The organism is Kribbella sp. NPDC051770 (genome assembly GCF_040681455.1).
GTDB lineage: Bacteria > Actinomycetota > Actinomycetes > Propionibacteriales > Kribbellaceae > Kribbella.
The window spans coordinates 35,105-61,574 of record NZ_JBFAYT010000020.1 but is presented as its reverse complement, the minus strand read 5'-3'; the positions used below and the strand labels follow the sequence as shown (position 1 = coordinate 61,574).

Annotated in this window: 24 protein-coding genes; 17 read left to right on the top strand and 7 right to left on the bottom strand. The window is 69.3% G+C overall.

The window, feature by feature from the left end:
• Positions 1 to 3: 3 nt before the first annotated feature.
• Genes AB0M01_RS37925 through AB0M01_RS37895 form a run of 7 tightly spaced genes read left to right on the top strand, consistent with a single transcriptional unit; the run spans position 4 to position 8,007 of the window.
• Complete coding sequence (locus AB0M01_RS37925; protein WP_363677508.1) at positions 4 to 1,326, top strand: sugar ABC transporter substrate-binding protein; 1,323 nt, start codon at positions 4 to 6, stop codon at positions 1,324 to 1,326.
• Positions 1,326 to 2,240 (top strand): sugar ABC transporter permease, encoded by a 915-nt coding sequence (locus AB0M01_RS37920; protein ID WP_363677506.1) that lies wholly within the window; start codon positions 1,326 to 1,328, stop codon positions 2,238 to 2,240. The genes AB0M01_RS37925 and AB0M01_RS37920 overlap by 1 nt, the downstream gene beginning before the upstream one ends.
• A complete protein-coding gene (locus AB0M01_RS37915) occupies positions 2,237 to 3,103 on the top strand; it encodes a carbohydrate ABC transporter permease (protein ID WP_363677504.1) in 867 nt (288 codons plus the stop codon). Before AB0M01_RS37920 ends, AB0M01_RS37915 begins: the two co-directional genes overlap by 4 nt.
• A gap of 5 nt (positions 3,104 to 3,108) precedes the next feature.
• A complete protein-coding gene (locus AB0M01_RS37910) occupies positions 3,109 to 4,332 on the top strand; it encodes an alpha-L-fucosidase (protein ID WP_363677503.1) in 1,224 nt (407 codons plus the stop codon).
• A gap of 12 nt (positions 4,333 to 4,344) precedes the next feature.
• Complete coding sequence (locus tag AB0M01_RS37905; protein ID WP_363677501.1) at positions 4,345 to 5,748, top strand: polysaccharide lyase 6 family protein; 1,404 nt, start codon at positions 4,345 to 4,347, stop codon at positions 5,746 to 5,748.
• On the top strand, positions 5,745 to 6,587 hold the full coding sequence (locus AB0M01_RS37900; RefSeq protein ID WP_363677500.1) for an AraC family transcriptional regulator: 843 nt from the start codon (positions 5,745 to 5,747) through the stop codon (positions 6,585 to 6,587). The genes AB0M01_RS37905 and AB0M01_RS37900 overlap by 4 nt, the downstream gene beginning before the upstream one ends.
• Before the next feature lie 10 nt (positions 6,588 to 6,597).
• Entirely contained in the window at positions 6,598 to 8,007 is a 1,410-nt protein-coding gene (locus AB0M01_RS37895) for a polysaccharide lyase 6 family protein (protein ID WP_363677498.1), read from the top strand.
• Here the strand turns inward: AB0M01_RS37895 and AB0M01_RS37890 are convergent.
• The gene (locus AB0M01_RS37890) at positions 8,004 to 9,377 is read right to left on the bottom strand and encodes an MFS transporter (protein ID WP_363677497.1); all 1,374 of its coding nucleotides are present in this window, start codon (positions 9,375 to 9,377) and stop codon (positions 8,004 to 8,006) included. The genes AB0M01_RS37895 and AB0M01_RS37890 overlap by 4 nt on opposite strands.
• A gap of 53 nt (positions 9,378 to 9,430) precedes the next feature.
• A complete protein-coding gene (locus AB0M01_RS37885) occupies positions 9,431 to 10,183 on the bottom strand; it encodes a glycerophosphodiester phosphodiesterase (protein WP_363677496.1) in 753 nt (250 codons plus the stop codon).
• Between the two features lie 26 nt (positions 10,184 to 10,209).
• On the opposite strand from AB0M01_RS37885, the gene AB0M01_RS37880 reads away from it, so the two are divergent.
• Positions 10,210 to 11,343, top strand: coding sequence for an aminotransferase class V-fold PLP-dependent enzyme (locus AB0M01_RS37880; RefSeq protein WP_363677494.1), 1,134 nt, complete (start codon positions 10,210 to 10,212; stop codon positions 11,341 to 11,343).
• On the opposite strand, the gene AB0M01_RS37875 is transcribed toward AB0M01_RS37880, so the two are convergent.
• Positions 11,304 to 11,990, bottom strand: coding sequence for a GntR family transcriptional regulator (locus AB0M01_RS37875; protein WP_363677493.1), 687 nt, complete (start codon positions 11,988 to 11,990; stop codon positions 11,304 to 11,306). The two genes, AB0M01_RS37880 and AB0M01_RS37875, sit on opposite strands and share 40 nt — an antisense overlap.
• Positions 11,991 to 12,083: 93 nt before the next feature.
• Between AB0M01_RS37875 and AB0M01_RS37870 the strand changes: the two genes are divergently transcribed.
• Genes AB0M01_RS37870 through AB0M01_RS37830 form a run of 9 tightly spaced genes read left to right on the top strand, consistent with a single transcriptional unit; the run spans position 12,084 to position 20,483 of the window.
• Complete coding sequence (locus AB0M01_RS37870) at positions 12,084 to 12,932, top strand: NAD(P)-dependent oxidoreductase (RefSeq protein WP_363677491.1); 849 nt, start codon at positions 12,084 to 12,086, stop codon at positions 12,930 to 12,932.
• Positions 12,929 to 13,825, top strand: a complete 897-nt coding sequence (locus tag AB0M01_RS37865) for a sugar ABC transporter permease (protein WP_363677489.1) — start codon at positions 12,929 to 12,931, stop codon at positions 13,823 to 13,825. The genes AB0M01_RS37870 and AB0M01_RS37865 overlap by 4 nt, the downstream gene beginning before the upstream one ends.
• Complete coding sequence (locus AB0M01_RS37860) at positions 13,822 to 14,703, top strand: carbohydrate ABC transporter permease (RefSeq protein WP_363677487.1); 882 nt, start codon at positions 13,822 to 13,824, stop codon at positions 14,701 to 14,703. Before AB0M01_RS37865 ends, AB0M01_RS37860 begins: the two co-directional genes overlap by 4 nt.
• 13 nt (positions 14,704 to 14,716) lie before the next feature.
• Positions 14,717 to 16,051, top strand: a complete 1,335-nt coding sequence (locus AB0M01_RS37855; protein ID WP_363677485.1) for an extracellular solute-binding protein — start codon at positions 14,717 to 14,719, stop codon at positions 16,049 to 16,051.
• Positions 16,051 to 17,295, top strand: a complete 1,245-nt coding sequence (locus AB0M01_RS37850) for a CoA transferase (RefSeq protein ID WP_363677484.1) — start codon at positions 16,051 to 16,053, stop codon at positions 17,293 to 17,295. The genes AB0M01_RS37855 and AB0M01_RS37850 overlap by 1 nt, the downstream gene beginning before the upstream one ends.
• The gene (locus AB0M01_RS37845; protein WP_363677483.1) at positions 17,292 to 18,065 is read left to right on the top strand and encodes an enoyl-CoA hydratase; all 774 of its coding nucleotides are present in this window, start codon (positions 17,292 to 17,294) and stop codon (positions 18,063 to 18,065) included. The genes AB0M01_RS37850 and AB0M01_RS37845 overlap by 4 nt, the downstream gene beginning before the upstream one ends.
• Positions 18,062 to 19,057 (top strand): amidohydrolase family protein, encoded by a 996-nt coding sequence (locus tag AB0M01_RS37840; RefSeq protein ID WP_363677482.1) that lies wholly within the window; start codon positions 18,062 to 18,064, stop codon positions 19,055 to 19,057. The genes AB0M01_RS37845 and AB0M01_RS37840 overlap by 4 nt, the downstream gene beginning before the upstream one ends.
• A 12-nt stretch (positions 19,058 to 19,069) precedes the next feature.
• The gene (locus AB0M01_RS37835) at positions 19,070 to 19,813 is read left to right on the top strand and encodes an RraA family protein (protein WP_363677481.1); all 744 of its coding nucleotides are present in this window, start codon (positions 19,070 to 19,072) and stop codon (positions 19,811 to 19,813) included.
• A gap of 34 nt (positions 19,814 to 19,847) precedes the next feature.
• Positions 19,848 to 20,483 carry a class I SAM-dependent methyltransferase gene (locus AB0M01_RS37830; RefSeq protein ID WP_363677479.1) on the top strand — a complete coding sequence of 212 codons (636 nt, stop codon included), beginning with the start codon at positions 19,848 to 19,850 and terminating at the stop codon, positions 20,481 to 20,483.
• On the opposite strand, the gene AB0M01_RS37825 is transcribed toward AB0M01_RS37830, so the two are convergent.
• Genes AB0M01_RS37825 through AB0M01_RS37810 form a run of 4 tightly spaced genes read right to left on the bottom strand, consistent with a single transcriptional unit; the run spans position 20,480 to position 26,395 of the window.
• Entirely contained in the window at positions 20,480 to 21,331 is an 852-nt protein-coding gene (locus AB0M01_RS37825; RefSeq protein ID WP_363677477.1) for a carbohydrate ABC transporter permease, read from the bottom strand. The two genes, AB0M01_RS37830 and AB0M01_RS37825, sit on opposite strands and share 4 nt — an antisense overlap.
• On the bottom strand, positions 21,328 to 22,254 hold the full coding sequence (locus AB0M01_RS37820) for a sugar ABC transporter permease (RefSeq protein WP_363677475.1): 927 nt from the start codon (positions 22,252 to 22,254) through the stop codon (positions 21,328 to 21,330). Before AB0M01_RS37820 ends, AB0M01_RS37825 begins: the two co-directional genes overlap by 4 nt.
• Positions 22,255 to 22,256: 2 nt before the next feature.
• A complete protein-coding gene (locus AB0M01_RS37815; protein WP_363677473.1) occupies positions 22,257 to 23,582 on the bottom strand; it encodes an extracellular solute-binding protein in 1,326 nt (441 codons plus the stop codon).
• A 20-nt stretch (positions 23,583 to 23,602) separates the two neighbouring features.
• Entirely contained in the window at positions 23,603 to 26,395 is a 2,793-nt protein-coding gene (locus AB0M01_RS37810; protein ID WP_363677471.1) for a family 78 glycoside hydrolase catalytic domain, read from the bottom strand.
• Positions 26,396 to 26,470 lie beyond the last annotated feature (75 nt).

Here is a 26,470-nt window from a genome sequence, read left to right as displayed (position 1 = left end):
GGCATGCGCAGTTCCAGGAGACTCGTCGCGGCGGTGCTGGCGGCCACCTTCACGGTGGCCGCGTGCGGTTCGTCCGGCGCCGGTGAGGTGACCCAGGACTCGTCGGCACCGCTGGAGCTGTGGGTCAGGACCACGCCCGGCGGTGACGGCGAGAAGGGGATGAAGAAGCTGGCCGCCGCGTTCGAGGCGGCCAGTGGGCAGAAGGTCCAGGTCACCGCGATCTTCGACGACTTCGAGACCAAGCTGTCCCAGCGCGCGGCGCAGAAGGACCTGCCGGATCTGGTCCTGAACGACTCGGCGCAGCTCGGCACGATGGTCAGCCAGGGGATCGTCCGCGAGGTCGACCTCGCGGCGGTCAAGGGCAGCGACCAGCTGCTCGAGGCGGCGCTCGCCGCCGGGCGCGCGACCGACGGCAAGACGTACGGCGTCCCGTACTCCGCGCAGGCGAGCGCGCTGCTGATCCGCAAGGACTGGCGCGCGAAGACCGGCCTGCCGGTGCCGGCCACGTGGGCGGAGCTGATCACGCTGGCCAAGGCGTTCACCACGCAGGACCCCGACGGGAACGGCAAGGCCGACACCGCCGGGCTCGCCGTACCGGGGTCGACGAAGCGTGGGTACGCGTCGTGGTACTTCTCGAACTTCCTGTGGGCCGGTGGCGGTGACTTCGTCGCGGCGCAGCCGGACGGGAAGTACAAGGCCGCGATGAGTACGCCGGAGTCGGTCGCCGCGACGACGTGGTTCCGGGACCTGGCCTGTACGGCGAAGGTGGTGCAGCCGGGCGCCGCGACGATGGACACGCCGCCGACGAACGAGACGTTCGAGGCGGGGCGCGCCGGGATGTACGTGGTCGGGCCGTACCTGCTGCCGCGGTTCGACTCGGCGCTGGGCAAGGACAAGTACGAGGTGGTGCCGGTGCCGGCCGGGCCGAAGGACGCGACGGTGCTGGCCGAGGGCGGCAGCGTGTATCTGATGGCGGGCTCACCGAACCGCGCCGGGCAGGACGCGTTCGCGGCGTACGCGATCTCGGCCGAGGGGCAGAAGCTCGGGATGGCCGGCGAGAAGGCGTTCATCGTGCAGCTCCCGGTGAACAAGACCGTCGACATCGGCAGCGTTCGGCCCGACCCACGCTGGAAGGTCTACGCCGACGCGTACAAGTCGCACGCCCGCTACGCGCCGTCGATCCCGAACTGGACGGCGGTCCGTCAGTCGTCGGCCGACACCGTCAACGCGTTGATCGCTGACTGCAGCCTCAACGTCGGTGACGAGCTGAAGAAGCTCGACAGCAAGCTCACGGACGCGCTGAACCAGCAGGGGATCGGCGCCTGATGACCGCGATCGAAGTACTGGGGGTCGCTCGCGCGAAGGTGCGGGTGAGAAGACTCGGACAGTGGTGGGTGCCGTGGGCCTTCCTGGCTCCTGCTCTCGTTCTGTTCCTGTACTTCAAGTTCATCCCGATGGCTCGGGCCATCACGATGTCGGTGCAGGACGTGAAGCCCTATCTCGGGAACACCTGGGTGGGGTCGGCGAACTACGGCGAGGTGCTCGGGTCGGAGGGGTTCCGGGCGGCGGCGTGGAACACCGTGGTGCTCGCGGTGGGGCAGACGTTCGGGTCGATGCTGCTCGGGTTCGGGCTGGCGCTCCTGGTCGAGGGGCAGACCCGGAAGCTGAGCTTCGTCCGCTCGGCGGCGTTCCTGCCTGTGGTGGTGCCGTTGGCGGTGGTCGCCGAGTTGTGGCGGATCATGTACCACCCGACGGCCGACGGGCTGATGAACCAGGTGATCGGGCTGGTCGGGCTCGGGCCGTCGGGGTTCATCAACCACCCGGACAGCTCGCTCGCGTCCATCGTCGTGACCGGGATCTGGCGTGGCGCGCCGTACGACATGATGATCTTCCTCGCCGGGCTGGCCGGAATCGACCGCGGCCTGTACGAGGCGGCGACCGTCGACGGCGCGTCCACGCGGCAGCGGATCCTGCACGTCACGCTGCCGGGGCTCCGGCCGGTGTTCGCGATCCTGTTCGTGCTCGCCGCGGTGCGCGGGTTCCGGAGCTTCACCGAGGTCTTCCTGCTCACCAACGGCGGGCCGAACGGTTCCACCGAGGTCGTGATGACGCTGATCTACAAGCTCGGTCTCGAGCAGAACCGGCTCGGCGTCGGCTCGGCCGGTGCGGTGCTGCTGTTCGCCGCGACCCTCGTCCTGACCGTCTGCGTCCAGCTGCTGCGTCGAAGGAGAGCCGCATGAGCGCCGCCACCGAGACCGCGCTCGGTCTCACCGAACGCACCGGCCCGGTCGCCAGGCTGCTCAAGGCCGTCGTCTACACCGGCCTGTTCGTGGTCTTCGCCGGCCCGCTGCTCGCGCTGCTGGTGAGCTCGTTCAACCACGTCTCCGACCCGACCCAGCTCAGCGTCATCCCGCGCAGCCCGACGCTGGACAACTTCCGGATCGCCTTCGACCACGGCGTACTGCGGTACCTGCTGAACTCGTTCTTCGTCGTCGGCTTCGGGCTGCTGCTCCAGGTCGCGGTCTCGGTGCTGGCCGGGTACGCGCTGGCCCGCAAGGTGTTCCCGGCGATGACGCTGGTGATGGTCGCGATCCTGGCCACGATGATGCTGCCCGAGGAGATCCTCGCGCTGCCGCTCACGCTCGTGCTCGGCGATCTCCCGCTGCTGCACGTGAACCTGATGGGCACGCTGGCCGGGATGATCGTGCCGCTCGGCGCCTGGGCGTTCTCGATCCTGGTGATGACCGAGTTCATGAAGGACGTGCCGCGTGAGCTGGAGGAGGCGGCCCGGATCGACGGCGCCGGCGAGCTGCGGATCTTCGCCCAGATCATCCTGCCGCTGTGCAAGCCGGCGCTCGGCGTGATCGGGGTGTTCGGGTTCACGATGATCTGGGACCAGTACCTGCTCCCGTTGCTGGTGGCAACGGACTCGTCGGCGTACACGTTGCCGCTGGCCCTCAGAACGTTGCGGATCGACCCGGTCGTCACCCCGGGCGTCGTGCTGGCCGCGTCGCTGCTGGCCCTGCTGCCGTCGGTGCTGGTCTTCCTGTTCTTCCAACGGTCGTTCGCGCGGGGTCTGACCTCGGGCGCCCTGAAGGGATGAGTGGCATGGAGTGGTTCCGGCACGACCGGTTCGGGATGTTCGTGCACTGGGGGCTGTACTCGCTGGCCGCCCGGCACGAGTGGGTGAAGAACCGGGAACGGATGACCGACGAGCAGTACCAGCGGTACTTCGACCGGTTCGACCCCGATCTGTACGACCCGCGCGCGTGGGCGCGCTCGGCGAAGGCGGCCGGGATGCGGTACGTCGTGCTGACGACGAAGCACCACGACGGGTTCTGCCTGTGGGACAGCGCGCTGGCCGACTACAAGGTCACCGGTACGCCGTACGGGCGGGATCTCGTCGGGCCGTTCGTGGCCGCTTGCCGGGAGGCGGGGCTGAAGGTCGGGTTCTACCACTCGCTGATCGACTGGCATCATCCCGAGTTCCCGATCGACGGGCTGCATCCGCAGCGCGACGACGAGGAGGCGCGGAAGCGGCCCCGGGACATGAGCGTCTACCGGGAGTACCTGCACGGTCAGGTGCGGGAGCTGCTGACCGGGTTCGGGACGATCGACTACTTGTTCTTCGACTTCTCGTACCCGCGGAGGGCGGAGGGCAAGGGCGCCGAGGACTGGGGTGCGGCTGAGCTGCTGGCGATGGTTCGCGAGTTGCAGCCGGAGATCCTGGTCAACGACCGGACCGGGCTGCCCGGGGACTTCGTGACGCCGGAGCAGTACCAGCCGTCCGGGCCGCTGCCGGTGGCGTGGGAGGCGTGCCAGACGCTGAACGGGAGCTGGGGCTACGACCGGGACAACGCCGACTACAAGTCGCCGGAGCTGCTGGTCCGGATGCTGATCGACGGTGTCTCCAAGGACGGCAACCTGCTGCTCAACGTCGGGCCGACCGGTCGCGGGCTGATCGATCCCGAGGCCGAGACCCGGCTCGCGGCGATCGGTGGATGGATGCGGCTGCACGAGCGGTCGATCCGCGGCTGCGGTGCGTCGGAGTACGACGCGCCGGCCGACTGCCGCTACACACAGAACGGCGATCGGCTCTACGTGCATCTGTTCAGCTGGCCGTTCAAGCACGTGCATCTCCCGGGCCTGGCGGGCAAGGTCCGCTACGCCCAGCTGCTGTCGGACGGCTCCGAGGTCCAGCTCGTCGATCACGACGCGGACCGCGAGGCCGAGAACACCCGCCCCGGTGCTCAGCCGCCCGGCACGCTCACGCTCGAGCTCCCCGTCCGCCGCCCCGAGGTCGCGGTCCCCGTCATCGAACTGTTCCTGTGAGCAGGAGGACCCATGAAACGACGAACGTTCCTCACCGCCACCGGTGTGACAGCAGCTGGTCTCGCCATGCCTTCTGAAGCTGTGGCCGCGCGAAGACCACCTGTTCGTTCACTGGAGGAACTGCAGCGAGCGATCAACCAAGCAGTAGCCGGAAGCACCATCACGCTTGCCAACGGCACCTACGACGTCACCAACCCGATCGCGATCACCGGGAAGCGGGGGAGCCGGCGCCGCCCGATCACCATCCGCGCCGAATCCGTCGGTGGCGTCGTGCTGACCGGCGAGCAGAGCTTCGTGCTGACCGGCTCGTCCGACCTCACGCTCAGCGGGTTCGTCTTCAAGCAGCGGACGACCCTCGACCTGCCGCCGGACTGCCGGCGGATCCGGTTGAGCCACAACGAGTTCCAGCTCGCCGACCTCGAGGGTCTGCACTGGGTGATGGTCCGGGCCGACCACTCGACACTCGTCCGGAACGTCTGGCACGGCAAGTCGACGCTCGGCATCTACCTCGGCATCGAGGGCGCGGGGACCAGTGCGATGGCCCAGGGCGTGTACGTCGCCCGCAACCACTTCCGCGACCACACCTTCCCCGGCGACAACGGCGGCGAGCCGATCCGGCTCGGCGTCAGTCCGCGCGCCCTGTCCCGGGCCGGCGCGGTGGTCGAGCTGAACCTGTTCGAGCGCGCCAACGGCGACCCGGAGGCGATCTCGGTGAAGTCGTCGGGGAACGTGATCCGGCGCAACACGATCCGGGACAGCATCGGGGGGATCGTGCTGCGGCACGGTAACGACAACCGGGTCGAGGGCAACTACCTGCTCGCTGGTGGCAACGGGATCCGGATCTACGGCAACGATCATCTTGTCGCCAACAACTACCTGGAGGGGATCGAGGGCGCTGGGGTGGTGCTCGGGAGTGGGTCGGTGCGGGACCACCTCGCGGGGGAGACGGCGGAGTCGCGGCGCGGGAACGACGCGCCGGACCGGGTCCGGATCGGGCTGAACACGATTCTCGACTGCGGCTCCGGGATCGTCGGCGAGAGCCACCGGACCCTCCCGCCGCTGGATTGCGCGATCACGGACAATCTCCTGGTGGGCGACACAGGACAGCTGATCGACATGCCGTACCCGGACGGGATCGACTTCGCGGGCAACCTCACCTGGGGAGCCGCGGCCGACGGCAACGGGCCGGCGACGCGCAAGGACCCGCTGCTCGCGGCCGGGCCGGACGGCGTCCGGCGCCTGACCGAGCACAGCCCGGCGCGAGACGCGTCGGCGCGCTGGTACCCCGGCGTCGAGTGCGACCTCGACGGCGACCAGCGGCACGGCCGCGTCGACGTCGGCGCCGACGAGTACTCGCGGCACCGGCCGGTCTGGGGCCCGCTGACCGCGGCCGAGGTCGGGCCGTACAGCGCATGAACACGACGGTCACTCAGCAGGACGAACTGATTCGGACCCACCTGGATCGTCTGCGCCTCGACCTCGTCGTCGCCGCCCGGATCACCAAGGTGCACCGCGAGTGGGCGCGCCCGCTGCAGCCCGACCCGTTCTCGCGGCTCTACCTGATCCTCGAGGGCGAGGGCCGGCTCGTCGTCGGCGACCAGGTCCTCGACCCGAAGCCCGGCGACCTGTGCTACCTGCCCGCCGAGGTCCCGGTCTCGTACGAGGCGATCAGCGACAACACGTACCGTAAGCACTGGCTGCACTTCTCCGCGCTGATCGGCGACAAGGACATCGGCGAGGTGCTCAGCCTCCCGTACGTCGTACGCAGCAAGTCGCCCGAGGAAGCGGGCGCGCTGTTCGAGCAGGTCGGCGCCGCCGACCGGGATCCGCCCGGTCTCGCGACCCCGCTCCGGCTGCGCTCGGCGCTCACCGCGCTGTTCGCGCACTACCTCGACAGCGCGCCGCCCGGGACCGTCCAGCTCTCGCCGCAGCAGACGAGCGAGTCGGACGTCGTCCAGTACATCCAGGCCAACCTCGGCAGCCCGCTGACCGTGGAGAGCCTGGCCGCCCGCTTCGGGCAGGACCAGCCGAGCTTCATCCGGTACTTCCGGGCGGAGTTCGGGCTGTCACCCAAGCAGTACCTCAAACGGGCCCGGATCGAGTGGGCGCAGCGCGAGCTGGCGTCCACCGCGCGCCCGATGGAGGAGATCGCCGCGGCCGTCGGCATGGACCAGTCGTACTTCTCGAAGGTCTTCCGCCAGGTCAGCTCGGTCACCCCGAGCGAGTACCGAAAGCTGTACCGCCCCCACAGCTAGGAGTCTCATCATGCAACGTCGTACCTTCTTGCTCGGCGGCGTCGCCGCCCTCGTGCTGTCCAGAACAGAAACGGCTTTCGCGGGCACGACCGCGACCGTCACCTCGCTCGCCCAGCTCCAGCAGGCGATCAACAGCGCCACCGCCGGCGCGCGGATCGTCCTCAAGAACGGCTCGTACGCCGTGCCGTCCGGCTCGCCGATCACCATCAGCGGCCGGCACGGCACCAGCGCTTCGCCGATCACGATCACGGCCGAGACCCGCGGCGGCGTCACGCTGACCGGACCGCACAGCTTCGTGGTGTCGAACTCGTCCGACATCGTGATCAGCGGCTTCGTGTTCAGGCAGAGCTCGACGCTCGACCTGCCCGCGAACTCGCCGGGGATCCGGCTGACTCGCAACGACTTCAACCTGGCCGCGGCCGCCGAGCACTGGGTCGTCGTCCGCGGCGACGGCGCGAAGGTCGACCGCAACGTCTTCCACGACAAGTCCACCAAGGGCTGCTACCTGGTCGTCGACGGCCCGTCCGGTACGGCGATGGCGCAGGGTACGCACATCCTGCGCAACCACTTCCGCGACCACAGCTTCGGCGGCGACAACGGCGGCGAGCCGATCCGGCTCGGTGTCAGCAGCCGGGCGCTCGGCGACGCCGGGGCGACGGTCGAGTACAACCTGTTCGAGCGCGTGAACGGAGACCCGGAGGGGATCTCGGTGAAGGCGTCCGGGAACACGATCCGGTACAACACGATCCGGGACAGCGTGGGCGGGATCGTGCTGCGGCACGGCAACGACAACCGGGTCGAGGGCAACTACCTGCTCGCTGGTGGCAACGGGATCCGGATCTACGGCAACGATCACCTGATCGTCAACAACTACTTGGCGGGGATCGGAGGAGCGGGGATCGTGCTCGGGAGCGGGTCGGTGCGGGACCACTTCAGCGGCGAGTCGTCGGACTCGCGCAAGGGCAACGACGCGCCGGACCGGGTGACGATCGTGCTGAACACGCTGCGGAACAACGGGCAGGGGATCGTCGGTGAGAGCCAGCGGACACTGCCGCCGCTGGCGTGCCGCGTCGCCGACAACCTGGTCGTCGGCGACGGAGACGCGCTGGTGGAGATGCCTTATCAGCAGGGGATCACCTGGAAGAACAACGTGCTGTGGGGGAGTGCGGCGAACGGGAACATCCCGGCCGGTGGGTTCACGCGGGCCGATCCGAAGCTCACCGCCGGCTCCGACGGCATTCACAGACTCGGCTCGGGGAGCGCGGCGATCAATGCGGCGAGTGAGTCGAGCAGAGTGACGGACGACGTCGACGGACAGACGAGAACAGCGCCCTTCGACGTAGGTGCCGACGAGTACTCGACTGCCCAGCCGGTACGCCGTCCGCTGACTGCTGCTGACGTCGGACCCGGAGCTGCTTAGACCAGCGTCGGCTGGGTGTTGCCGGCCTCCGTGATCCCGCGACGCATGTCGACGCGGCTGAGCAGCACCAAGCCGATCAGGAAGAACAGCCCGAGCGCCACGATGGCCGGCCGGTAGGAGCCGGTCACCTGGTGGACCAGGCCGAAGACGAGGGTGCCGAGCCACGAGGTGCCCCGCTCTCCGGCCTGGTACAGGCTGAAGTACTCGGCCTCGCGGCCCTTCGGGATGAGCTGGCTGAACGCCGAGCGGGACAGCGCCTGCGTCCCGCCGAGCACGATGCCGATCGCCACGCCCATCGCCAGGAAGGGGACGATCTGCTTCTCCGGCAGCGTGAACCCGGCGATCACGATCACCATCCAGACCACCAGCCCGCCCATGATCGTGCGGTGCGAGCCGTACTTGCGGGCGAACCGCCCGAACCCGATCGCCCCGAAGAACGCGACGAACTGGACCAGCAGGATGGTCATGATCAGCACCTGGGTCTCGAACCCGAGCTGCTTCTCGCCGTACGTCGAGGAGACCGAGATGACGGTCTGGATCCCGTCGTTGAAGAACAGGTACGCGACCAGGAACAGCAGCGTCATCGGGTACGCGCGCAGGTGCTGCAGCGTCGCGCCGAGCTGGCCGAAGCTCTGCCGGACCAGCGACCCGCCGCGCACCTGCACGACCGCGACCGGTGGCCGGTTCCGCAGCTTGACGAACGGTATGAACGTGAACAGCCCCCACCACAGCCCGGCGCTGAGCAGACTCAGCCGGACCGCGGTGCCCTGACCCATCCCGAGCGCGTCGTGCGCGGTGACCACGCCGAGGTTGATCGCGAGCAGGATGAACCCGCCGAGGTACCCGAAGGCCCAGGCCCGCGAGGACACGTCGTCGCGGGCGTCCGGTGGCGCGATGTCGATCAGGATCGAGTCGTAGACCACCATCGACGAGCCCAGACACAGGTTGCCGACGAACAGCAGGAACGCGCCGAGCTGCCAGTTCCCGCCGCTGACGAAGACCATCGAGCTCGCGGCGACCGCGCCGGTCCAGGCGAAACCGCACATCAGCAGCTTCTTGCGCGGCGAACGGTCCGCGATCGCGCCGACGATCGGCAGGAACAGGGCCGAGAACAGCGTCGCGACCGTGACGACGTAGAAGGCCAGCGAGCCCGGCGAGATGCCGAGGCCGAGCACTTCTAGGTTGGTGCGGCACGGGTTGTCCGTCGTACCGGCGGCACCGCAGGCGGCGGTCTCGGCGACCGAGGTCAGGTACGGCGCGAACAGCACCGTGCCGGTGGTCGTCACGTAGCCCGAGTTGGCCCAGTCGTAGAGGCTGAAGCCCCAGTACTCACGCTTGTCGACGGCCGCCGGGGCCGACAGGAATCCCATGCGCAGGAGTGTGTCAGGTCAAGGCGTCGTTCGCAGGACCTGCCGGTAACACTTCAGCGCCACTCGCCCCGTTCGACCAGTACGTCGCGCAGCAGATCGGTGCGGTCGGTGATGATCCCGTCGACGCCGGCGTCCAGCAGCCGGTGCATGTCCGCCGGGTCGTCGACCGTCCAGACGTGCACCTGCTTGCCGAGGGCATGCGCCCGCCTGAGCAGCCCGGGCGTCAGCACGCGGATCCGGCCGTACACCTCCGGGATCTGCAGGCACGCGCCCGGCGACGACAGCCGGAACGGCGCGAACCGCAGCCGGGCGATCTCGTTCTGGCCGAACCCGGTCGCCAGCCGCGGCCCGAGCTCGCGCCGGATCCGCTGCACCCGGGCCTGCGAGAACGACGACACGCAGACCCGGTCGACGGCGCCCGCGTCCCGCAGTACGGCGGCCGCCGGGCCGACGCCGTTGTCGGCCTTGATGTCGAGGTTGAGCCGGATGCCGGGGAACTCCTCGAGCACGTCGGTGAGCAGCGGGATCGGCTCGTGCCCGTTGATCCGCGCCTTGCTGACCTCCGACCAGGGCAGCTCCGCGATCAGGCCGGTCCGGTCGGTGACCCGGTCCAGCCGGTGGTCGTGGAAGGCGACGACGACACCGTCGCTGGTCGCGTGCAGGTCGGTCTCGACGTACTGGTAGCCGAGCGCCACCGCCTGCGCGAAGGCGCGCAGGGAGTTCTCGTAGCCGACGTTGTCCGGGTGCAACGCACCACCGCGGTGGGCCATCGCGATCGGCCCCTCGTGGTCGAGGTAGGGGTACACGGGCCAGATTATGTACCGTGGTGACGGTGACGGATCTCAGCCCCCGCCCCGACCTGTGGTCCCTCGACCCCGAGGTCCTGCACCTGAACCACGGCTCGTACGGCGCGGTCCCGCGCCGGACCCAGGAGCTGCTGGCCAGGCTGCGGACCGAGACCGAGGCCAACACGATGCTCTGGTTCCGCTCGGTCGCCGACCGGCTGACCACGAGCCGCCTGGAGCTCGCCGCGTTCCTCGGCACCGACCCGGCCGGCTTCGCGCTGGTCCCGAACGCCAGCGCCGGCCTCACCGCCGCGCTGGCCGCGATCCCGATCCCGCCCGGCAGCCGGATCGTCCTGACCGACCACATCTACGGCGCCGTCCGGTACGCCGCCGAGCGGATTGCCCGGGCCCGCCAGGCCGAGGTGGTGATCGTCCACGTGCCGCTGGAGGCCGACGACGACACGATCGTCGCGGCTGTCGGCGCCGCGCTGGACGAGCGGACCGCGGCGCTGATCGTCGACCAGATCAGCTCGGGCACCGCGATGGTGTTCCCGATCCGGCGGCTCGCCGAGGCGTGCGGGGACATCCCGCTGATCGTCGACGGCGCGCACGCTCCGGCGCTGATCGACGAGCCGGCCGAGGACGGCGCCGACTTCTGGACCGGCAACTTCCACAAGTGGCCGGCCACGCCCCGCGGTACCGCCGGGCTGGTCGTCGCCGAGAAGTGGCGGGCGGCGACGATGCCGCTGATCGTGTCCTGGTCGGAGTACGACGAACGGCTGCCGGAACGCTTCGACATGCAGGGCACCTACGACTACGCGACCTGGATCGCGGCGCCGGAGTCGCTGCGGGTGCTGGCCGAGCTCGACTGGCCGGTCCGGCGGCCGCAGCTGACCACGCTGGTCGAGGAGGGCGCGCAGATCCTGGCCAAGGCGCTCGGCTCCGACCTGCCGGACGTCGCCCACCCGGCGGCGACGATGCGGCTGGTCGGGATCCCGTTCGACGCCACCCGGTCGCCGAACGCGGCCGAGGAGTTCAAGATCAAGGTGTCGCGCGAGCTGAAGGCCGAGATCACGCTGACCGGGTTCGACGACCGGGTCTTCGTGCGGCTGTCGGCGCACGCCTACAACAGCCTGCGCGACTACGAGCTGCTGGCCTCGCGGCTGCCGACGTTGCTCTGAATCTCGCTGAACGAGCGCTCCCCGTGCACCGCCAGCTCGGCCAGGACCGAGGCCGGGTCACCGGCCTCGACCAGGTCGAGCAGCTTGCGGTGCCGGGCGACGTGCTCGTGCAGGTCCTCGTAGAAGTGCTCCCGGGCGTACAGGTTGCGGGCCATGCAGAGCAGGAGCTGCTGCTGCACCGACGCGTACGCCTCCTCGAGCCGGCGGTGACCAGCCAGCGCGACGAGTGAGGAGTGGAAGCGGTAGCCCGCTTGGACCAGGCTGCCGCGGTCCTCGGCGCTCGCGCAGCGTTCCATCTCCAGGAGCGCGTCCTGCGCGACCTTCAGCCGCTCGGGGACCTGCACCGGTACGCCGAGCTCGACCGCCAGCCGCTCCAGGGCCGAGCGCAGGGTGAGGATCTCGAAGACGTCCTGATCGGTCAGCGTCGCGACCGTCGAACCGCGCCGCGGCTTGGTGACGATCAGGCCTTCCTGCTCCAGCACGCGCAGCGCCTCGCGCAGGGGAGGGCGGCTGATCCCGAGCTGCTCGGTCAGCCGCTCCTCGATCAGCCGCTCGCCCTCGGCCAGCTCCCCGGCCAGGATCATCCGCCGGATCGCGTTGGCGGCGAGCTGGACCAGGCTGGGCGATTCGAGTTGGTGCTCTGTCATGGGCGTCATTGTTCCCCGAAGTCTTGTGGGCGTCGACTATCTATTGTAGACAATAGTTCATAGACGGTTGGACCGTACGAACTGGAGGCGTTCGTGGGCCAAGACATCGACCGAGAACAGCCGATCGGCTTCGTCGGACTCGGCAACCTGGGCCGCCCGATGGCCGAGTCCTTGCGGCGCGCGGGCTGGTCGCTGAAGGTGTACGACCAGGATTCGGCCCATGCTGCCGGTCTGGACGCGGAACTGGCCGACGGACCCGCTGACCTGAGTGAGTGTGCGGCGGTCGCACTGGCTGTTCCTGACGACGAGGCGGTCACCGGGATCCTGACCGAGCTGATCCCGCGGCTGGCCGCGGGATCGGTGGTGCTGATCCACAGCACGATCCTCCCGGCGACCGCTCGTCAACTGGCGTTGCAAGCCGAGGTCCGTGGGATCGGGCTGCTCGACGTACCGGTCAGCGGGGGAGCGGAGAGAGCGCTCACCGGCTCTCTCACGGTGATGGCCGGCGGCCGAGCCGAGGTGCTCGACCAAGCCCGCCCGGTTCTCGAATCCGTTGCCGACAGCATCCTTCATGTCGGGCCTGCAGGCGCGGGCGCGGCGGTGAAGCTGGCCAACCAGCTGATGATGTTCGCGGCGCTCGCCGGCGTGCAGGAGGGTCTCGCGCTCGCCGGCGCCTACGGCGTACCGGAGCAGGCCGTCCTCGACGCGGTTGCGACCAGCACCGGCGACTCCTGGATCACGCGGAACTGGGGATTCTTCGACCGCGTCGCCGCGGCGTACGACGCGGCGGGGACGCCGGTGCGGAACCGGCCGTGGAGCAAGGACCTGTGGGACATCGTCGCGGCCGCGCGTGAGTCCGACGTACAGGTGCCGGTGGCCGGTCTGCTGGCGCAGCATCTGGCTGACGAGGTCGAGGCCCACGCGCGGAAGAGCGGCCGATGAAGAACACGCGGACCGGCCGCGAAGGGCTGACGGCGTACCTGTTCCTGAGCCCGTGGCTGGTCGGCATCGTGCTGCTCACGCTGGGACCGATGCTGTACTCGGCGTACCTGGCGTTCACCAGCTACGACCTGCTCAGCGCACCACGCTGGATCGGCCTCGACAACTTCCAGCGGATGTTCACCGCCGACCCGCGCTACCTGTCGTCGGTGCAGGTCACGCTGATCTACGTCGTCGTCTCGGTGCCGCTGCTGCTGATCGTCTCGATGGTCCTGGCGCTGCTGCTCAACAAGGGCATCAAGTTCCTGTCGGGCTACCGGGCGCTGTTCTACCTGCCGTCGTTGATGGGCGCGAGCGTCGCGATCGCGGTGCTCTGGCGGCAGATGTTCGGCAGCACCGGGCTGGTGAACCAGGTGCTCAGCCTGTTCGGCATCACCCACGGCAGCTGGGTCGGCAGTCCCGGTACGGCGCTGTGGACGATCGTCACGCTGAACCTCTGGGCGTTCGGCGCGACGATGATCATCTTCCTGGCCGGGCTGCGGCAGGTCCCGGCCGAGCTGCACGAAGCGGCCGCGGTCGACGGTGCCGGGCCGGTCCGCCGGTTCTTCAGTGTCACGCTGCCGCTGATGACACCGCTGATCTTCTTCAACCTGCTGCTCGACACGATCCACGCGTTCCAGGTCTTCACCGGCGCGTTCGTGGTCAGCCGGGGCTCTGGTGGGCCGGCCGACTCGACGCTGTTCTACACGCTCTACCTGTACCAGCAGGGCTTCGCGGAGCTGAAGATGGGCTACGCGTCGGCGATGGCGTGGGTGCTGGTTGTCGTGCTGGGGCTGTTCACCGGGTTCCTGTTCCTGACCGCCAAGCGGTGGGTGTACTACGGGGACGAGCGATGACCGCCGTGTCGGTCGGCGCCCGGCCGTTCTTCGGCCGGCGCACGACGCGGAACCCGCTGGTGATCGGGCTGCTCCGGCACGCGCTGCTGATCGGCGTACTGATCGTGATGTTGTACCCGGTGGTCTGGATGGTCGCGGCGTCGTTCCGGCCGTCGGCCGAGGTGATGAACAGCCTCGGGCTGTTCTCGAAGAACTACACGCTGGACAACTACAAGCACGGCTGGAGCGCCGGGCAGCTCGACTTCTCCCGGTACTTCCTGAACTCGGTCGCGATCACCGGGCTGTCGATCGCGGGCAACCTGTTCTCCTGCTCGCTGACGGCGTACGCGTTCGCCCGCCTGGACTTCCCGTTGAAGCGGACCCTGTTCGGGGTGCTGCTGGCAACGATGTTGTTGCCCTACCACGTCACTTTGGTGCCGCAGTACATCTTGTTCAACGAGCTGGCCTGGATGAACACCTACCTGCCGCTGGTGGTACCCAAGTGGCTCGGCGTCGAGGCGTTCTTCATCTTCCTGATGGTCCAGTTCATCCGGACGCTGCCGCGCGAGCTCGACGACGCGGCCCGGATCGACGGCTGCGGGCACTGGCGCACCTTCAGCCGGATCATCCTGCCGCTGGCGCTGCCGGCGCTCGGCACCACCGCGCTGTTCACCTTCATCAACAGCTGGAACGACTTCCTCGGCCCGCTGCTCTACCTGAACCGGCCCGAGCTCTGGACGGTCTCGCTCGGCCTCAACTCGTTCCTGGACGTCACCGGCGAATCGGCGTACGGCTCGCTGTTCGCGATGTCCACGCTCGCCCTGGCCCCGATCGTCGGCTTCTTCCTGGGGGCGCAGAAGCTGCTGATCGAGGGCGTCGCCACCACCGGCCTCAAGTGACTGGAGATCTGCGATGAGAAGACTGAGTACGGCGGCGCTGGCCACGGCCGCGCTGATGGTGGTTGCCGGCTGCAACGGTACGTCGGTCGGTGACACCGGCGGTGGCGCTGCGAGCGGGCAGGACGGCAAGGGTGACGTGACCGGTAGCCTGCAGCTGACCTTCTGGGGCGGAGCGAGCCGGGCGGCGAAAACCAACGCGGTCGCGGACATGTTCGTCAAGGCCCACCCCGGCGTCAGCATCGACCGGCAGAACGCGGACTTCGGCAACTACTTCAACAAGCTGAACATCCAGGCCTCCAGCAAGACGCTGCCCTGCGTCATGCAGCTGCAGGGCCGGCAGCTCAACGACTACACCAAGCGCAAGGTGCTGCTGCCGCTCGACCCGATGATCGAGTCGGGCGCGATCAAGGTCGACGACATCCCGAAGGAGGTCGTCGACACCGGGCGCGGACCGGACGGCAAGCTCTACTTCCTGCCGTACGGCGCGGCGTACGACGCGGTCGGGGTCAACGAGACGCTCGCGGAGCAGGCCGGGATCGGGCTGCCCAAGGACGGGTACGACTGGCAGCAGTACACCGACTGGATCGCGTCGGCCAAGGGCAAGCTGCCTTCGGGTGTCTTCGCCTCCGGCTCGCGCGGCGGCGTACCGAACTACTTCATCGCATACCAGCTGGCCAACGGCAAGCAGCTGTTCACCGACGACGGCAAGCTCGGCTTCACCAAGGAGTCGCTGGTCGAGTACTGGGACATGTGGGAGAAGCTGCGCAAGGACGGCGTGACGATGGGCGCGGACGCGCAGGCCGACGAGCCGGAGGGCGCCGAGCAGAACTTCATCGCGCAGGGGCGCGTGATGACCGACAGCATGCCGGGCAACGCGCTGACGCCGGCGTCGGCGACGCTCGCGGACAAGGCCGGCGGGCAGAAGCTGAACACGCTGCCGATGCCGTCCGGGCCGAACGGGTCGGGGAACGCGATCTTCACCTCCGGGTTCGCGATCCCGACGAACTGCGACAACGTGCCGACGGCGGCGGCGTTCATCGACTTCTTCACCAACGACCTCGAGGCGGGGAAGTCGTTCAAGTCGGACAACGGTGCGGCGACGAACCAGAAGGTGCTGCAGGCGCAGATCGACGATCCGGCGTTGCCGGCGCTGAAGAAGCACGAGCTGGAGCTGTACGCGCAGATCGTGGCCAAGAAGCCGCCGACGATCCTGTACCCGCCGGGGTACCAGGCGACGTTCGAGAAGGCCTACACGCGGGCCTACGAGGAGATCGCGTTCGGGAAGAAGACCGTGCAGCAGGCGGCCGACTCGTTCTTCACCGAGGCGAACGCCGGACTGGGCGGCTGATGAGCTTCGCTGCGGGGGACGCTGGTACGCCGGACGCTGCGGGCGGCGAGTCCGCGGCGGCCGCCGGGCCGCCGGGTGCGCTCGACGGGTTGCGGGTGCTGGACCTGACGCAGGTGATGGCCGGGCCGTTCTGCACGATGCTGCTCGCCGACCTGGGCGCGGACGTGATCAAGATCGAGAACCCGGCGACCGGCGACCAGACCCGCCGGTCGTGGGGCTACTCAGTGCACGGCGAGGACAGCCGGGCCTTCCTCGCGCTCAACCGCAACAAGCGCAGCGTCGTGCTGGACCTGAAATCGCCCGACGACCTCGCGTCGTTCCACCGGCTCGTCCTGAGCGCGGACGTCGTGGTGGAGAACTTCCGCCCCGGCGTGACCGCGCGGCTCGGCGTCGACTACCCGACACTCGCCGCGCTCAACCCGCGGCTGATCTACGCCAGCGTCTCCGGTTTCGGCCAGACCGGCCCGTACGCCGACCGCCCCGGCTACGACCTGATCGCCCAGGCGATGTCCGGCGTGATGAGCATCACGGGTGAGCCTGGCGGCCCGCCGGTGAAGTCCGGGCTCCCGGTCGGCGATCTCGGCGCCGGGCTGTTCTGCGCGTTCGGCATCGTCGCCGCCGTGCACGCGCGGGAACGCACCGGCGAAGGTCAGTACGTCGAGACGTCGCTGTTCGAGGCGGCGCTCGCGATGTCGGTCTGGGAGTCGACCGAGTACTGGGCCACCGGCACCGTTCCGCAGCCGCTCGGCTCGGCGAACCGGATGTCGGCGCCGTACCAGGCGTTGCGGACGAAGGACGGTCACCTCACGCTGGGGGCGAACAACGAGCGCCTTTGGCAACGACTCTGTACCGCTCTGGAGGTCACCGACTTGCTCACCGACGAACGCTTCGCTACCAACACCGACCGGATGGCGCACCGCGACCAGCTGGCCGGCGTACTGGAGGACAGGCTGGCCACAGCGACCACCGACGAGTGGGTCACGCGGTTGCTGGCGGCCGGCGTACCGGCTGGTCCGATCCGGGACTACCGGTACGTACTGGACGAGGACCCGCACGTGCGGGCCCGCGAGATGGTGCAGGAGATCGACCACCCGGTCGAGGGGAAGGTGCGGGTGCTGGGCTCGCCGGTGAAGCTGAGTGGGACGCCGGCGCGGATCAGGCGGCACCCACCGCTGCTCGGCGAGCACACGGACGAGGTGCTGGGCGAGCTGTCGCCGCGCCTCGACGAGGGGACCGGCGCATGAGCGCGCTCGAGATCGACCGCGACGGCGCGATTCTCCGGCTCACGCTGGCCAACATCGAGCGCCGGAACGCGATCACGTGGGAGATGTACGACGGTCTCTCGACCATCGAGTCGCTGGTCGAGAAGGACCGCGGGATCCGCGTGGTCGTACTGCGCGGCGCGGGCGGGAAGGCCTTCGCGGCGGGCACGGACATCCGGCAGTTCGCGGACTTCACGACGGGGGAGCAGGGGGTCGAGTACGAGCGCCGGATCGGGGCGGTCCTGACGAGCTTCCTGCGCGTCCGCGTCCCGGTGGTCGGCGTCGTCCAAGGCCCGGCGGTCGGCGCCGGCTTGGCGTTGGCGGCCTGCTGCGACCTGGTCGTCGCGACGCCCGACGCGGTCTTCGGTGCGCCGGTCGCCCGGACGCTCGGCAATACGCTCCCGCCGTTGGTCATCGCCCGCCTCCAGCAACGCCTGGGCGCCGGCCGCACGATGGCGCTGCTCCTCACTGCCGGCCTGATGCCGTCGTCCGAGGCTGCCATCGCCGGCTTCGTCACCGAGGTCATCGAACGCGAGGACCTCGACGACCGGGTCGAGAAGCTCCTTGCGGTGATCTGCGCCAACGCGCCGCTCACCCTCGCCTCGATGAAGGAGTTCGACCGCCGCATCCTCCGCGACGGCGCTTTCACCGACGGAGAGGATGTTCTGGCCGAGGTCTACGCCAGCCGAGACTTCCAGGCCGGCGTCAAGGCGTTCCTGGCTCACGAGGATGTCGAGTGGGAGGGCCGATGATCGTCGACGCCCACCACCACTTCTGGCAGCTCGCCGCACAAGAGCAGCCGTGGCGAGACAACCGCCACGGGGCGATCGCCCGCGACTACACGCCGGAGGATTTGTCGGTGGAGCTCACCGCAGCGGGAGTCGACCGCACGGTCCTCATCCAGTCCGTCGACGAGCCGGCGGAGAACGACCGGCTGCTGGAGTACGCGCGTACGCCGTATGTGGGTGCGGTGGTGGGCTGGCTGCCGCTGTCCGACCCGAAGGCAGCACGCGAGGAGATCGCACGGGTGGCGGCGAGCGCTCGCCGCGCAGACGAAGCAATCGGCTCGAACAGCCCGGCGACGCGCGCGCGGCCGGTCGCCTCGGCCGGCACCGGCGGCGGCTCGGTGATCTCCGGCGAGCGCAGCGAAGCCGGGGGCGGCGGCTCCTCCCCCCTCGATCTGCCCGCTGAGTTGCAGGGATTCGCTGGGGTGTTCAGCGGGGTGCGGTGTCTGGTGGGGCGTGACCCGATGGAGTGGCTGGGGGAGTCGGTGGGGCTCTTCCGCGAGCTGGCCTCCGCGGGGATCGCCTGGGATGTGGTTCCGGTGACCGCCGAGCAGACCAAGGCGGTGCTTCAGCTTGCCGACGCCGTGCCCGAGCTGCGGATCGTGGTCGACCATCTCGGGCGGCCGCCGGTGGACAGCGGGGTATGGGAGCCGTGGGCGGGGCAGGTGCGGGAGTTGGCTGCCTGTCCGCAAGTGGGGATGAAGGTTTCGCTGGGGATCGATCTGCTGACCGAGCTGAACGAGTGGCCGGACATCGGGCGGTACCTGGCGTGGGTCGTCGAGTGCTTCGGGGTCCGACGGCTGATGGTGGCGAGCAACTGGCCCGTGGTGCTGCTGCGGGCGTCGTACGGAGAAGCGTGGAGCAACCTGCGGGGCGCGCTCGAACAGGTGCTGCAGGACGGGGACGAACTCGCGGCCGTGCTCGGAGGTACGGCCGCCGACTACTACCGGATCAACTGAAAGGTCATCCAGATGACAGTGACCGAGACAGCCAGGGCCGACGATCTGAGCAGCTTGTACCGGCACCTGCGGGTGGTGGACGTCGCCGACGCGCTGGACGGGATCGGGTACTTCGACATCGGGCTGATGTCGCCGGACGTCCGGCCGCTGTGGCTGGGGATGAAGTTCTGGGGCCCGGCGGCGACGATTCGCGCCGTGCCGTCGAACCGGCCGATGTGGAAGCTCGACAGCACCCAGGACATCGTCGAGGCGCACCGGATCTGGTTCGAGGAGACCGGCAACGTGAAGCTGCCGGGCGACCTCGCGCCGGGGCACGTGGTCGTGATGGACGCCGGCGGCGGGAAGGAGGTCGGGTTCTGGGGCTCGGAGAACGGGATGGGCGCGGTGCAGAACGGCGCGGCCGGGATCGTCACCGACGGGTACTGCCGCGACACCGCGGAGATCGCCGCGCAGCGCACGCCGATCTGCTCGCGGGCGCGCGGCCGGACGATCATCCCGGGGCGGATCAAGGTGGTCGAGACGCAGGCGACGATCGCCTGCGGCGGGACGCAGGTCAGCCCCGGCGACATGATCGGGTGCGACGACGACGGGGTGATCGTGGTCCCGGCGGAGGTCGCCGAGGAGGTCGCGGTGCACGCCCGGGCGATCCTGCTCGCGGACATGCGGGCGCGCCGGAAGAAGTACGAGTCGCTGGGGATGAAGCCCGACAGCTCGGTCGACCACGCGGCGATCGAGGCGTACTACGACGGCGTGTGAGAACTGTCGGCGGTGACGGTTAGCCTCCCGGGCCATGACCTCGTACCTGGACAACACCCGGAACTCCTACGACACCGTCGCCGCCGACTACCACGCGCTGGTCGCTCCGCGGTTCGACGACCCGTACCACCGCGCGATCCTCGGCCTGTACGGCGACCTGCTGGCCGAAGGCGACGGCGGGCCGGTGGGCGATCTCGGCTGCGGCCCCGGCCACGTCACGGCGTACGTGGCCGAGCTCGGTATGGACGCGTTCGGGATGGACCTGTCGCCGGGGATGGTCGACTTCGCCAGGGCCGAGTACCCCGACCTGAAGTTCGAGGTCGGGTCGCTGCTCGACCTCCCGCTCCCGGACAACGGGCTGGCGGGCGCGCTCTCGTACTACTCGCTCGTCCACACCCCGGCCGAGGATCTCCCGACGGCCTTCGCCGAGATCCACCGCGTCCTCGCGCCGGGCGGACTGTTCCTCTACGGCTTCAAGGCGGGCACCGGCACCTACCACCTGACCGAGGGCTACGGGCACCCGATCGAGCTGAACGTCTACGCCTACGAGCCGGCCGCGATCCACGAACTGCTGGTCGCGGCCGGCTTCGCCGAGGTGACCCGGCTGACCCGCCCGGCGATGGACACCGAGAAGACCGACCAGGCCTTCCTCATCTACCGCAAGCCCTAGCCCTTCACCGCCCCCGAGGTCATCCCCGCGACGATCTGGCGGTTGAAGAACAGGAACATCACCAGCGGCGGGACGGTGATCAGCAGGATGTTCATGAACAGCAGGTTGTACTGCGTGGTGAACTGACTCTGGAAGTTGAACAGGGTCAGCTGGACGGTGGCGTTCTGGTCGCCGGGCAGGAAGTAGAGCGGGTTCACGAAGTCGTTGAACACGTTCACCGACTGCACGACGACCACCGTCACGATCACCGAGCGCAGCAGCGGGAAGATCACCCGGAAGAACAGCCGCAGCGGTCCGGCGCCGTCGATCACCGCGGCCTCGTCCAGCTCGCGCGGGATGGTCGCGACGAAGGCCCGGAACAGCAGGATGCAGAACGACAGCCCGAAGGCGATCTCGATCAAGATCAGCCCGGTCATGGTCCGGAACAGCTGCAGCCCCTGCAGCACCCAGATCGTCGGTACGACGGCCGGCGGGATGATCAGGCCGGACAGCACGATGAAGTTGATGAACGGGTTCCAGCGCGACCGCCGGCGTTGCAGCACGAAGCCGACCATCGCGGCCAGCACCACCATCCCGGTGACGCTGACCACGGTCAGCACGGTCGAGTTGATGAACGCGATCACCAGCATGTAGTCGCGGGCCTTGACCACGGCGACGAAGTTCTCGACGAACTGGAACTGGTGCGGCCAGGAGAAGTCCAGCAGCGCGGACTGCTGCCGGTCCTTGACCGCGGTCAGCACGATGAACACGAACGGGATCACGAACACCACGAACGACGCGACGATCGCGACCGCGCTGAGCAGGTAGTTGCGGCCGGGTTTGTGGTTGACCAGCTCGGCGGTGCTCACATCTCCACCTCCTTGCGGTTCAGGAACCAGAACAGCGGCAGCACCACCGCGGTCACCACGATGAACAGCACCACGTTGCCCGCGGTGGACAGCCCGTAGAAGCCGGCCTGGTACTGCTTGTAGATCACCGACGCGATCACGTCGGAGGTGAAGCCCGGCCCGCCGCGGGTCATCGCCCAGATCAGGTCGAACGACCGCAGCCCGCCGATCAGCGACAGGATGATCACGGTCACCGTCGCCGGTCGCGACAGCGGCAGCACGATCCGCCGGAACGTCTCGAACGCGCTCGCGCCGTCGACGCGCGCGGCCTCCATGTACTCCCGCGGGATCGACACGATGCCCGCGATGTAGATCAGCGTCGCCAGCCCGACGCCCTTCCAGACGTCGACCAGCGCGACCGACAGCAGCGCCCACTTCGGGTCGGTGAGCCAGCCGGGCCCGCTGATCCCGATCACCTCGAGCGCGCCGTTGATCAGGCCGCGCTCGGGGTTCATCAGCACGGTGAAGGTCAGCCCGACGCCGATCGTGCTGACCAGCACGGGGAAGAAGACGACCGACCGCAGGTACCCGCGGCCGATGATCCGCGACGTCAGCAGTACGGCGAGCAGCAGCCCGAGCACCACCTTCGACCCGGAGGTGACGACCGCGAAGATCAGCGTGTTGGTGAAGCCCTTGATCAGCTGCGGCTCCTGGAAGAACAGCTGGAAATTCTCCAGCCCGATGAACTTCGACTCGAACAGGCTCCACCGGGTCAGGCTGAAGTACAGCGACGCGAAGGTCGGGACGACGAACAGCACGCCGTAGATCACGGCCGCCGGCAGGTAGAACCAGTTCGAGTACGGCGAGTAGACCTTCCCCCCGGCCGCCGAAGCGGCCGGGGAGACTGCGCTACGGGAGCGTGGTCGGACAGACGTGGTCGCCACGTCTACCAGCCCGCCAGCCCGAGCTGCTGGGCCTGCTTCTTGACGTCCTCGTCGTACCGGGCGGCGCCGTCCTGGGCCTTGCGGATGCCCGAGCCGACCTCGACGGTGATCTGCTCCAGCGAGGGGCCCTTCACCGGCGACAGGAACTCCAGCGCCAGGCTGGACCCGCCCTGCTTGTCCAGGTACGGCTGCATGTCCTTGATCGACTGCGGTACGTCGGCCGGCAGCGTGCAGCCCTTGACGGCGTACGGGCCGGTCGGCGTACCGGACTTGGCCAGCGACGCGCAGCCGTCGGGGCTGGCGACGAAGGCGAGGAACTTCTTGGCCGCCTCCAGCTTGTCGCCGGTGGTCGTGGTCGGGATGTAGACGCCGTTCGGGGTCCAGACGGTCAGCCCGTTGGTGCTCGCGTCGTCACCAGGCAACGCGAACAGCCCGACGTCCTTGGCGCCGGCCGGGTAGGTGTCCACCATGTCGTTGACCACGCCGGTCAGGATCGGGTAGTGCGCACCCTTGCCCTGGGCAAGCATCCGCAGTCCGTCCGGCAGCTTCGCGGAGGCGAAGTCCTTGTTCTGGTAGCCGGCGTCGTGCACGGCCTCGGTGTGCTCGAAGCCCTTCTTGGCCGCCGCCGACGTGGCGTACTTGGCCTGGTTGTTGGTGTACTTCTCGGCGAAGTCGGTCTCGGTCGCCGCGACGTTGTGGAAGTCGCCGAGCACGAACAGCTGCGAGGTCCAGGTCTCGCCGTAGGTCTGGATCACCGGTGCGATCCCGGCGGCCTTGATCTTGGCGTTGTTGGCCATGAACTCGGCCCAGGTCTTCGGCACCTTCAGCCCGAGCTTGGTGTAGATCGGGATGTTGTAGAGCACCGCGCCGGCCATGAAACCACCGGCCGGTACGCCGTACACCTGGTCGCCCGCGGTGACCGTCTTCTTGAAGTTCTCGTCGATGTCGTTGATGTAGGGCTGGTCGCCGATCGGGACCAGGTTCTTCTGTGGCGCGATCGCCTGGAACAGCGACCCGGTGTTGTAGCTGAACACGTCGGTCATGTCGCCGGTGGACAGCCGGGTCTTGATGATGTTGTCGCCCTCGGTGCCGCCGGGGCGGCTCTCCAGCTTGACCGTGACGTCGGGGTTCTTCGCGGTGAAGTCCGAGATCAGCTGCTGGGCCTCCTTGACGTCCTGCTCCTGGTTGCCGGCCAGGTAGGTGATGGAGACCGAGCCGGAGCCGCCCGTGTCGTCGCTGGAGCCGAGACTGCCCGCGCTGCAGGCGGTCAGGGCGAGGGAGGCGGCCGCGACCACGGCCAGTCCTGAGGTACGGCGGCGGAACGTCATCTGTGACCTCCAGGGGATCTTCATCGGCGGTTGAGCAGACGGTCGAGCTCGGCCTGCAGCGCCTCGGCCGACGGGGAGAAGCCCCGCGGGCTGACGGCGTCGACGAGCTGGGTGGCGGGTTGGTCGAGGTAGCGGGTGAGCCGGGTGGCGAACGCGGCGTCGTCGGGGACGACGTCCTTGTCGACCGCGGCGCGGACCAGTGCGTCCCAGGTCGGCTCGTGGTCCATCAGCTGCCGGATGCTCGCGTTCGCGGGCAGCGCCGAGGTCTCGGCGGCCGGGTCGGCGACGGTCCACTCGTGGTTCCCGTGACCAACGGTCTCCGGGGAGGTTGCCCCCGGCACGTGAACCGTTGCCGTCGACCCCACGGGCACGGTGACGGCGAGGGTGAGCTGCCCGTCGGCGCGGGTCCAGGAGACCGCCGCTTCGCCGTACGGCGTGAGGTGCTTGGCCGACGCCTTGGCGAGACGTTCGGTCGGCAGCGGGTCGACGACGATCGTCCGGTAGCCGGGGTCGCCCGGTGCGAGCCCGGCGACCCGGCGGTGCATCCAGTCGGCCACCGCGCCGAGGGCGTAGTGGTTGAACGAGGTCATCTGCCCCGGGTTGATGCTGCCGTCGGGGAGCATGCTGTCCCAGCGCTCCCAGACCGTCGTCGCGCCCATGGTCACTGCGTACAGCCAGGACGGGCATCCTGTCTGCAGCAGAAGCCGGTACGCGAGGTCCGGATGTCCGGTATCGGCCAAGGCATCGGCCATCAGCGGCGTACCGACGAAGCCGGTGCTGATCCGGAAGCCCGACGTCCGGACGAGGTCGGCGAGCCGTGCGGCCGCGCCCTGCCGCTGCTCGGTGGTCGGCAGCAGCGCCCACTGCAGAGCCAGCGCGTACGTCGTCGTCGCGTCGCTCAGCACCCGGCCGCCCTCGGTCGTGTACTCCGCGGCGAACGCCTGCCGGACCCGCGCGGCCAGCTCGCCGTACCGGCTCGCGATGTCGGTCTCGCCGACGACGTCGGCCGCCCGGGCGACCACCTCGGCGGAGCGGGCCAGGTGCGCGGTCGCGATCACGTCCGCGTCGGCCTTGGCCGCGAAGGCGTTGTCCGGCGGCGCGGTCGGGTCGAGCCAGTCGCCGAACTGGAACCCGCCGGTCCACAACAGGTTGTCCCCGGCAAGGTCTGCCATCCGGTCGACCCAGGCCCGCATGCTCGGCAGCTGCCGCGCGAGCAGGGCAGCGTCGCCGGTCCGCTCGTACACGACCCACGGGACGATCGTTGCCGCGTCACCCCACGCCGCGGTCGCCGGACCGGGGTCGCGCAGCACGTCCGGGATCACGTACGGCACCGAGCCGTCCTCGTGCTGCTCGGCGGCCAGGTCGGCCAGCCAGTTGGTCAGGAACCCGGCGCTGTCGAACAGGAAGCTCGCCGACGGCGAGAACACCTGGATGTCACCGGTCCAGCCGAGCCGCTCGTCGCGCTGCGGGCAGTCGGTCGGGACGTCGAGGAAGTTTCCGCGCATCCCCCAGACCACGTTCTCGTGGAACCGGTCGAGGGTCTCGTTCGAGGACGCGAACCAGCCGGTGCGGGTGAGATCGGAGCCGACGACAACGGCTTCGATGTCCTCGGCAACGAGATCGGCGACCCCGGTCACCTCGGCGTACCGGAAGCCGTGGAAGGTCAGCTCGGACTCGAGCGTCACCTCGTCGGGGCCGGCCAGGACATAGGTGTCGATCGCCTTCGCCGTGCGCAGCGGGCGGACGCCGAGCTCGCCGTTCTCCAGGACCTCGGCGTGCCGGAGCACGACCTCGTCCCCGGCCGCGCCGCCGCGGACCTTGAGCCGGACCCGGCCGACGACGTTCTGGCCGAAGTCGACCAGGGTCTTGCCCGCGGGGGAGGTGGACACCTCCACGGCCGGCAGCACGTCGGTGATCCGGACCGGCGGACCGTCGGGCGCCACCAGCAGCCCGAGATCGGCGTCGACCACGTCGACCGGGGTGCTCGGGCCGGGAGTCCGGCGGAGGTCGGTCGACTGGCCGTCGTACAGGTCGTCGGCGGTGATCGCGCTCTCTCGTGCTCTCCAGCTGCCGTCCGAGCCGATCACGAGCGTCTCGCCGGAGCTGGTGGTCACCTCCAGTTGGGCGAGTACGGCCAGGCGGTCGCCGTACACGGCCCGCTGGTTCTTGAAGCCGAGGCGGCCGCGGTACCAACCGTTGCCGAGCAGGAACTCGAGCTGGTTCGCGCCCGGGCGGACGAGGTCGGTGACGTCGTAGGTCTGGTAGCGCAGCCGGAACTGGTACGCCGTCCAGCCCGGCGCCAGCTCGTGGTCGCCTACCCGGCTGCCGTTCAGCGTCGGCACGTAGGTGCCGTGCGCCGTCGCGTACAGGCGGGCGCTGACGATGCCCTCGGGCAGCTCGAAGTCGCCGGTGACGATCGGTGCGGGGGAGTCGGGGGCGCCGATCTCGCGCGGGGTGACGAACCGCGCGGACCAGTCGCCGGTGCTGAGTAGCCCGGCCTCGACGACGGCCGGCTCGCTCCAGTCGCTCCACTCGACACCCCGGACGCGGACCCGGACCGTCGCCTGCTCGCGCGACCCGAGCGGATCGTCGGGCCACGCGACCAGCACCTGGTCGGCGGCCTCGACCAGATGGGTCTGCGGGGCCGCGCTGCCCCGGACGATCTCCAGCTCGTACGCCGTCTGCGCCCAGTCCGCGTCGGCGGAGGGCACCTGCCAGGACAGGCGCGGTGCGCCGGTGCCGATCCCGAGGACCGGGCCGGCGCCGGTGTGATGGTCGAAGCGGAGGTGTGTCGGTGCGGCGGATCGCGACATGGCACTCCTAGCGGGATGAAACGATTCATTGGGTAGGTCCGATCTTGGGGCCGCCGCCGTCCGCGCGCTAGAACG